The organism is Pseudomonas sp. HMWF006 (genome assembly GCF_003061205.1).
GTDB lineage: Bacteria > Pseudomonadota > Gammaproteobacteria > Pseudomonadales > Pseudomonadaceae > Aquipseudomonas > Aquipseudomonas monsensis.
This window is the reverse complement of the sequence record NZ_QAIU01000059.1, coordinates 1-2,555: the sequence shown is the minus strand read 5'-3', so window position 1 is coordinate 2,555 and position 2,555 is coordinate 1. Positions and strand designations below refer to the sequence as shown.

General features: G+C 59.4%; 2 protein-coding genes. Both read left to right on the top strand.

Features of this window, described 5'->3' with window-relative positions:
* Nucleotides 1-152 precede the first annotated feature (152 nt).
* The gene (locus DBR24_RS02315) at nucleotides 153-893 is read left to right on the top strand and encodes a hypothetical protein (RefSeq protein ID WP_128613778.1); all 741 of its coding nucleotides are present in this window, start codon (nucleotides 153-155) and stop codon (nucleotides 891-893) included.
* A gap of 72 nt (nucleotides 894-965) precedes the next feature.
* The coding region (locus DBR24_RS02310; RefSeq protein ID WP_128613777.1) for an alkaline phosphatase family protein at nucleotides 966-2,555 on the top strand (1,590 nt) is incomplete at its 3' end.

Here is a 2,555-nt window from a genome sequence, read left to right as displayed (position 1 = left end):
CCGGCATGACGACCTTGCTGCTGCTTGCGGTGAATTATTTCCCCAACACATGATCGGACGGCGTGACTGTTTTGCTATCTTGCCGCCCATCGTCAGCGTTCACTTCGGGCGTGCGTTGATTTCAGGTTTCGAAGTATTAAGGAAAGGATCGAATGGAGTTTCTGCGTTTTCTGGCGTTTGTCGCGGCTTGGGGTTTCATGTGGCGCTGGGTGGTGAAGAACCGCGGTAGCTGGAATATCTTCTACGGCAATATTGTTGGTGCAGCGGGCGGTTTCATCGTGGCAATGGTCGTGCTGTCGATTACGTTTTCGGTGTTTCCAGTGGCACCGGCGCAAACCGATAGCCGCGAAACAGAGCGCGCCGCGGCGGCACTCATGCCGGAAGTAGAAAGGTCAATGGAGCCTGTACCGGTGATCGCATCGACCCCTGCCGATTCCGACAATCTTGCGACCTACGTCGCCAGCGAACCACAGAACGAGCCTTCTCCGCCCGAGTCCGCCCTTCTGCCGAACTACAGCAAACGCCTGCCCGCGTCACTGCTGGAGAAGGACTTCAAGGACAACGTGCACAACGACTTTGCCGTTTCGCGCCGATTGGCCGGCACTCATCCGAACGCGGACCGGTCCCTGATGGCGTTCATGATTTGCGAACCCTTCATCAAGAGCGCCATGCGCTTTTCCGCGTCGACCGCGATCGCCAGTGCGAAGAGCGCGAGCAGCCAGCGGTTCAAGGATCAGACCTACACCATCAGCAGCACCGTCAGCGCTCGCAACATGTTGGGCGACAACGTCAGCTACGGTTTCGACTGCTCGGTTCAACAAGTGGACGGTAAAGACACTGACAAGGCCGCGTGGCGCCTGCTCGGTCTGAAGTTGAAGAAGATCGAGTCTTAAGCCTCATTTAAGGGTTCAAGGCGCCGGCTGCGCTATCATCGCCGGCTTGTGCGCCTTGAGCTTTGCCCCGGAATGTCCCCGACACTTGCTGAACTGAATCCGCTGCCTCCCGTCTTGGCCGGCCCGCTGCTGCGACGGCTGGAACCGACGCGACTGGTGCTATGGCTGGTGGGCAGCCGACAACTGTCGCTGACCTTGCGCCTGCAAGGTGTAGGAGATATCCCTCTCGACGCCGGGAAATGCACGGTCATTCCTGTCGGTCGCAAAGCATTTGTTCATCTGATTGATGTTCCTCTCGATAGCGCCCTGCCCGGCGATACGCGTATCGACTATGACCTGCTGATCGACCACACAACCGGCATCGCCGACTGGGCGCCGCATCTGCTGTACGGCGATGCGACGAGCCCGAACTTCGTCCTGCGCTCGCGGATCGACCAACTGCTGCATGGGTCCTGTCGCAAGCCGCATCACCCGGCAACCGATGGCTTGCTGTGTGTCGACCAATTGCTGGCAGACGAAACCGATCCGCAACAACGCCCGGCACTGTTGATGATGAGCGGTGACCAGGTCTACGCCGACGACGTTGCCGGCCCGATGCTGCGGGCGATCCACGCCTTGATCGAACGCCTTGGCCTGTACGACGAACACCTCGAAGGCGCCGTCGTCAGCGACAGCGCCAGGCTTTACGAACACCCGGCCAGTTACTACCACCGCGCGGATTTGTTACCGGCGCTGGAAAGCAACGAGACCTTGCGTGAGCGATTTTTCGGTGGCGCGCGTAAGCCGATTTTCACCAGCAGCAGTGCCGACAATCATCTGGTGACTTTCGCCGAGGTCATGGCGATGTACTTGCTGGTGTGGTCGCCGACGGCCTGGACGCTGATCAATCCGCAAACGCCCGAACTGACGCCTGCACGGCTCAAGCGCTATACCCTCGAACAGACTCGCATCATTGGCTTCAAGGCCGGCTTGGGCAATGTCGCCCGGGCGTTGGCGCACCTGCCAAGCCTGATGATTTTCGACGATCACGACATCACCGATGACTGGAACCTGTCCGCGCAATGGGAGGAAACGGCCTACGGCCATCCGTTCTCCAAACGCATCATCGGTAACGCCTTGATCGCGTACATGTTGTGCCAGGGCTGGGGCAATAACCCTGATGCCTTCAAGGATGTCCTGGAGAAAACCCGACGCCTGAGCGCCAGCGGCGATGATCAGTACCTCGACAGCCCGGTGCAGGACGCGCTGATTGATGACCTGCTGCGTTTTCAGAATTGGCATTTCGTATTGCCGAGCAGTCCGGCGCTGCTGGTCATCGACACCCGCACCCGCCGCTGGCGCAGTGAAATGGCGCTCAAGCAACCGTCGGGCTTGCTCGACTGGGAAGCCTTGAGCGAGTTGCAGCAGGCGTTGCTCGATCACCCGTCGGCGATCATCGTTTCACCGGCGCCGATCTTCGGCGTGAAGCTGATTGAAACCGTGCAGAAGCTGTTCAGCTGGTGCGGTTACCCGCTGCTGGTGGACGCGGAAAACTGGATGGCCCATCGCGGCGCCGCACAGGTGATCCTGAATATTTTCCGACACTCGCGTACCCCCGGTAACTACGTGGTGCTGTCGGGCGATGTGCATTATTCCTTCGTCTACGAAGTGCTGATCCGACAC

Coding starts and splice junctions, on each gene's coding strand:
- DBR24_RS02315 (WP_128613778.1), top strand. CDS start 153: ATGGAGTTTCTGCGTTTTCTGGCGTTTGTCGCGGCTTGGGGTTTCATG.